At 38.4% G+C, this 6,003-nt stretch carries 5 protein-coding genes and 3 tRNA genes; 4 read left to right on the top strand and 4 right to left on the bottom strand.

The genetic code is table 11. From position 1 onward, the window contains the following. The 4 genes from alr to Q0K35_RS11315 form a co-directional block, all read right to left on the bottom strand. Window positions 1-1,155 carry an alanine racemase gene (gene alr / locus Q0K35_RS11300; protein WP_294562969.1) on the bottom strand — a complete coding sequence of 385 codons (1,155 nt, stop codon included), beginning with the start codon at window positions 1,153-1,155 and terminating at the stop codon, window positions 1-3. 3 nt (window positions 1,156-1,158) lie between these two features. Beyond that, window positions 1,159-2,217, bottom strand: a complete 1,059-nt coding sequence (locus tag Q0K35_RS11305) for a D-alanine--D-alanine ligase family protein (RefSeq protein ID WP_294562970.1) — start codon at window positions 2,215-2,217, stop codon at window positions 1,159-1,161. Between the two features lie 7 nt (window positions 2,218-2,224). Then, window positions 2,225-3,583, bottom strand: a complete 1,359-nt coding sequence (gene murF, locus Q0K35_RS11310) for a UDP-N-acetylmuramoyl-tripeptide--D-alanyl-D-alanine ligase (RefSeq protein WP_294562971.1) — start codon at window positions 3,581-3,583, stop codon at window positions 2,225-2,227. A 257-nt stretch (window positions 3,584-3,840) separates the two neighbouring features. Then, window positions 3,841-4,566: a carbon-nitrogen hydrolase family protein gene (locus tag Q0K35_RS11315; protein WP_294562972.1), complete on the bottom strand. Its 726-nt coding sequence runs from the start codon at window positions 4,564-4,566 to the stop codon at window positions 3,841-3,843. Between the two features lie 104 nt (window positions 4,567-4,670). On the opposite strand from Q0K35_RS11315, the gene Q0K35_RS11320 reads away from it, so the two are divergent. The 4 genes from Q0K35_RS11320 to Q0K35_RS11335 all read left to right on the top strand — a co-directional run. Continuing rightward, window positions 4,671-4,746: transfer RNA gene (locus Q0K35_RS11320), tRNA-Val, on the top strand. Window positions 4,747-4,752: 6 nt separating this feature from the next. Further along, window positions 4,753-4,828 (top strand) — tRNA-Thr (locus tag Q0K35_RS11325). 9 nt (window positions 4,829-4,837) lie between these two features. After that, window positions 4,838-4,911 (top strand) — tRNA-Gly (locus Q0K35_RS11330). A 728-nt stretch (window positions 4,912-5,639) separates the two neighbouring features. Beyond that, window positions 5,640-6,003, top strand: a 364-nt coding sequence (locus Q0K35_RS11335; protein ID WP_294562973.1) for a hypothetical protein, incomplete at its 3' end; no start/stop codon positions are given.

Genomic DNA, 6,003 nt, shown 5'->3' on the forward strand with positions numbered 1-6,003 from the left:
TTATTTTAATCTTGAATAAAATCTCGGTACTCGGGCACTGATCCGGCACAGCATATCATTATTGATCGTAGGTACCTTGCGGCTCCACTCATCAATTTTGACCTGCTCATCACCATCCCTGCCTACCAGCGTGACCACATCTCCTTCACAGACATCATCAACATCGCTGACATCGATCATCATCTGATCCATACAGATATTACCAACGATCGTACATCGCTTTCCATGTACCAATACTTCCATGCCGGAATTAGAGGCTTCTCTTGGCACGCCATCGGCATATCCTACGCTTACGGTCGCAATTTTGCGTTCGCTTTTAGCGATGTAATGTCTGCCATAAGAAATGCTTGAATTTGGCTGAACAGTTTTCACATAACTTACATTCGCATACCAGCTGAGTGCAGGTATGAAATCAGGATTGGAGCGGATCTCTATCGCATCATCACTGGTCACGCCCAATATCAATAGCCCCGGACGCACATAATCATAATGCAGCTGATAATTTAAGATTCCATAGCTGTTTTGAATATGCGTCTTGCCCGGCTTGATGCCTTCCTCTTTTAAGCGTCCAAGAACCTTTTCGAATAATTCGATCTGATGTGCCGTATATTTCAAATTCTCATCATCCAATTCATCTGCCACGGAGAAATGAGAAAAGATACCTTCAACTGCAAGATGATCCAATTGATAAACAGCCTTAATCTCCTCATAACCATCCTCATCATCCGTATAGCGAATGCCCAGACGGCCCATACCGGTATCTACCTTGATATGGCCGCGGATCATCACACCATAGGCAGATGCAAATTCATTTAATTTTTTCGCATAATCAAGACTCAGAAAATTCTGAAGCAGGTTTTCTTCGATCAGATAATGAAAGTGAACGGGTGGTGTATAACCTAGTATCAGAATATCACCACTGACACCGACCCTTCTTAGATTCAGTGCCTCATCGACACTGCTGACAGCAAACGTATGAATACCGTTGTTTTCCAACAACTTTGCGATGACGCCGTCACCATGTCCATAGGCATTTGCTTTTACAACGGCCATGATCTCACTTTCCTTATGAAGAAGCTTTTTTATTTCTTCAACATTATGTAAGATCGCATTGCGATCGATCGTGACCCACGATCTTGTTTTTGACTGAAGCATGATTTATCCTCTTTTCTCCAATGCCAGCTGAATCAAACGATCGATCAGGGCGCTGAAGCTATACCCTGCATGAGAGATCATGCTTGGATAACGGCTCGTCGCAGTCAGTCCCGGAATCGTATTTAATTCGTTTAAGACGATATCGCCATCCTTGCAGACAAACATATCGACACGGGCAAAGCCCTCACAATTCATGATGCGATAGGCTTTTTTCGCCAGTTCCTTGGCAATATCGCTCTGTTTTTTACTGATTCTTGCAGGACAGTGGATCTCTGTCTGATCAAGCTCATATTTAGCGGCAAAATCAAAGAAATCCTTATGCGTTTCGATTTCATCACATTCACCGACAACCAGTTCATCATTTCCTAATACCGCACAACCGATTTCAAAGCCATCAATGCTCTTTTCGATCAATACCTTGCTGTCATGACGGAAAGCTTCCTCCATGCCGGCTTTAAATTCCTCAAAGCTGCGTACCTTGCTGATCCCATAACTGCTTCCTGCATTGCAAGGTTTGATGAATAAAACATCACCCAGCTTTGAAACAGCATCCTCATATATTTCTTTTTCATTTTTATATTCATTTTTATAGATGCACTTATAAGGCGTACAAGGTATATTTGCACTTTCACATAAGATGTGGGTAAATTCCTTATCCATGACACAGCTGCTTGATAAGACATGACAGCCAACATAAGGAATCTGTGCCAATTCCAGATATCCCTGAAGCGTACCATCCTCACCGTTTTTCCCATGCAGTACCGGAAATACCACATCCAGATCGATAAACGTATTGCGGCCGTCCAAAAGAACGATCCCTCTTTTTTCACCCATGCTTAAGCACATTTCGACACAGGTGTCGTCCAGCCAGTGGTCATGCTCGATCTTATCATAATCCGGCTGGGTAAGATAATACCAGCTTCCCGAAGGAGAAATACCAATGCATCTGATCTCATATTTTTCGGGATTAACACTTCTCAGCATACTGCTGACCGAATGCAATGAAACACTGTATTCACTGCTTTTACCGCCGAATATTACACCTAAACGTATCTTTTCCATTTCTTCTCTATGCTCCTTTTAATTCATCCAGCACCTGATCCAGATGCATGCCGCGACTGCCCTTCATCAGAATCAGACATTCTTTTTTCAGATAAGGCTTTAAAATATCCACAAGCTCCTCACCGGAAGCCACCCATCTGGCATTGACTCCTGCTTCACTGGCTCCTTTTTGAATTTCCTTTGACATCTCACCAATGCATAACAAGAGATCACAATCATATTGAGCAACTTTTTTGCCCAGATCATAATGAAGCTGCGCACTGTTTTTTCCTAAATCAAACATATCCCCAAATACGATGATCTTTTCATCGCTTGTGAGATCCTGAAAGGTTTCTAAGGCCGCTAATGCACTTTGTGGATTTGATTTATAAACATCATTCAGAACCTTGCATGGGCCTAAAATTTCCAGCTGTGTCCGCCATTTTGTCGGTTCAACAAGAGTAAATCCCCTGCGGATCTCTTCATCATCCAGCCCAAGCTGCTTGGCTACCAAAAGCGCTGCCATTGCGTTAAAGGCCTGATGCTTTCCTAAAAGAGGCGTACTGATACCGCTAAGCAGATTGGTCGAAAAAGTAATGCCTTTCTCATTTTGATTAAATGAAGTCAAAATACAATCATTATATGTTTTTTCTCCATACGACAGGACCGTCTTTGGCAAGTCATGATTTTTGATCTCCTTCATCAAATAAAGATCATCACCATTATATATAAAGACGCTGTCTTTACTTAAGCTGTCGATCAGCTCACATTTTGCCTTCGCAATATTTTCCTGACTGCCTAAATTCTCAAGATGGGCGGTTCCGACATTCGTAATGATACCGATATCCGGACGAACGATCTCACACAACTGCTCGATCTCATGCATTCTTTCCATCCCGATTTCCACAACGCCCACATCAATATTTTCATCGAAGTTGCAGATCGTATAATTGATACCTATTTCCGCATTATAGTTACCGCTTGTCTTTTGGACCCGATACTTGGCACTCAATACCCCTGCGACAAGATCTTTTGTACTCGTCTTTCCGTTGCTGCCCGTAATGCCTACGATCTTAAAGCCACAGAGATCTCGATAATTTCGCGCCAGCTCTCTAAAAGCAACAGCCGTATTCTTCACTTTTAACACACAAATGCCCTGAGGCACATCTTTTTCATTTTCATTCCATAAAATACAGCTCGCTCCCGCATCGGCAACCTGCTGACCAAAGCGATGTCCATTCACCTTTTCGCCGATCAAAGGAATAAATAAATCATTTTCTTTTACCTGACGTGAATCAAAGCAAACACCGCTCACCATTCTATCTTCATAACTGTTGTCCCATTCAACACCCAGCATTTTCGCTATTTCGCTACATCTTTTATGCATAAACGACCACCCTTGATTTTAATCCTTCTTATTATACACCATTTTTCACTAACGTAAAACAAAAGAGAAAGGAAAAAATTCCTTTCTCTCACTTGCTGCGAATCATTCGATAAACAGCAGCGACCAATGCCGCAATATTAGCACTGATCAAAAACACAGGCATAATGATCATACTTTCTACCTCCTACTATTATATATCCACTCAAGAGGTAAAATTCCCAAAAATTTATCGTTTTTTTTTAATATTTTCTCAATGCTTACAGCTCTAATGTAATATTATCGCTTTGTCCTCTTTTTCCTTCCAATAAGATCTTTCCATCCTTATAAACAAAACTTCCTCCTATAGACAAAGGGATCTGTGTATAAGAATTTACTAAAAGCACATACGGTTTTAAATGCTTGATCCGATTTAAATAAGCTTCTTTTTCCTGTATCCACTTCTCTTCACTGAAATTGACATAGACTGGCCACAATATGACATCCACATCAAGCTTACTGATCTCATCAAGCAGGTCATCATCCCAAAGATCTCCACACAAGGCACTTACAAAGCGTTTTCCCTCCAGCTCAAACACATCAAAGCAATTACCTTCACCATAATGTTCATCACATATTTTATACTCTTTCCAGCCGATCGAACGTCTGCGATAATTTGAAAGAACATTCCCGTTTTTATCGACCACTAAATAAGATGAAAAAATACGCCCTTTAAAATTCTCAAAATACCCAAAAGCACATGCAACCTGAAAACGACTTGCGATGCTTCGAATACACCTTAATTCATAAGATGAAAGGAAAACGGCTTTATCCTGATCCTTATCATAATTCCAGCTCAGTGAATCAAATCCCTGAAGGAACGATTCCCCAAAAATGATCATATCTATTTTTTTATCACTTGCTTCCTTGATAGCATTGATAATGACCCTGATATTGTGTCTTACATCATTGTTTACAAACTCATAAGATAAAAGTGAAATTTTCATAATTACCACCCGTTCATAATTATAAAATTTAAATTTATGATTGACAAGTCTTTCATTTTGAATTAATATAATAAAGCACCTAGAAATCTAGGTTAAATATACATGGAGGTTTAGCTCAGTTGGGAGAGCATCTGCCTTACAAGCAGAGGGTCAGCGGTTCGAGCCCGTTAACCTCCACCATTTTTTGCCGACTTAGCTCAACTGGTAGAGCAACTGACTTGTAATCAGTAGGTTGGGGGTTCAAGTCCTCTAGTCGGCACCATATTTTTTTGCGGGTGTAGTTCAATGGTAGAACTTCAGCCTTCCAAGCTGACTACGTGGGTTCGATTCCCATCACCCGCTCCATTACAATCTATTCAAATATAAAGAAATCAATCAGAAATGATTGGTTTTTTTTTAAATATAATCCAGAAAAGTTGCTTTCTGTTTCATAGAATTAGACCATCTTATATTAAAGTAAGTGCATGATTTAATCAAACATACCATTTAGATTCTCGTCATTCACATTTAATAATTGAAAAAAGACCCTTTCGTACAAAAATCATCTCTATAATAATTATTTATGCTATCTCAAAATTAGATTCTATCATATAAATGATTACAATTAAAGGCTGTTATTTTTGTCATTTTCAGTTAACATATGAATGAAGAGGGAAAAATATGAAAGAAGTGTTAAAATTGATATCTTACGTTTCCTGTAACGGATGACTACCATTACGAGGAAACTAAAAATATATGTACATCGTCTAACAAGTAAGATAAATATACAACAGTAATATTTAGTTACTTGGTATTTATTAAATAGCTAATTCTAACAAGTTTTAGTTCATATTAGTCAAATTACTAAACTACATCTTTATTATCTATATAATTTTTCATCATTGCTAATCACTATAATATCCATTTGAAAATAAGAAGGAGATGGAAAATGAGAAATGTGAAAATAATTCTATTTGCGATCAGACAATCTTTTTTATGGAAAAAACATATGGTTGTCAACCTAATATTACCTGCTTTTTACAGAATGACTAAAGTGCTGTATCGTCAGAACCAGTATGCGAAAAAAGTATAAAATGATGATATTTATCTTTGCATTCATCCTTTTTGTAGCCTATAACTTTACAATTCTAAAATTACACCAGCAAATAAATATGTTCCAAACAGAAAAACAGATACTTGGGACTTTCATTACCGAAGAAAATACACTTATTCATGCACAGTATTTTGTTGTGGATCAAGAAAAAAATGCCTATTGGTATCAACAGCAGGGATTTTATAAAGAAGGAAGCGTTGAGCGGTTAAATGAAAGGAATGTATATAAAGCTGATTTTGAAGATAATTCTATCATAATTGTTTTTTATGAAGATCATTTATTGCTGATAGATGGAGATCATGCTGTAAATTATTCCAGAATAAGCCAGACACCTCAATTTATAG

The organism is uncultured Traorella sp., assembly GCF_944327115.1.
Classification (GTDB): Bacteria; Bacillota_I; Bacilli_A; order Erysipelotrichales; family Erysipelotrichaceae; genus Traorella.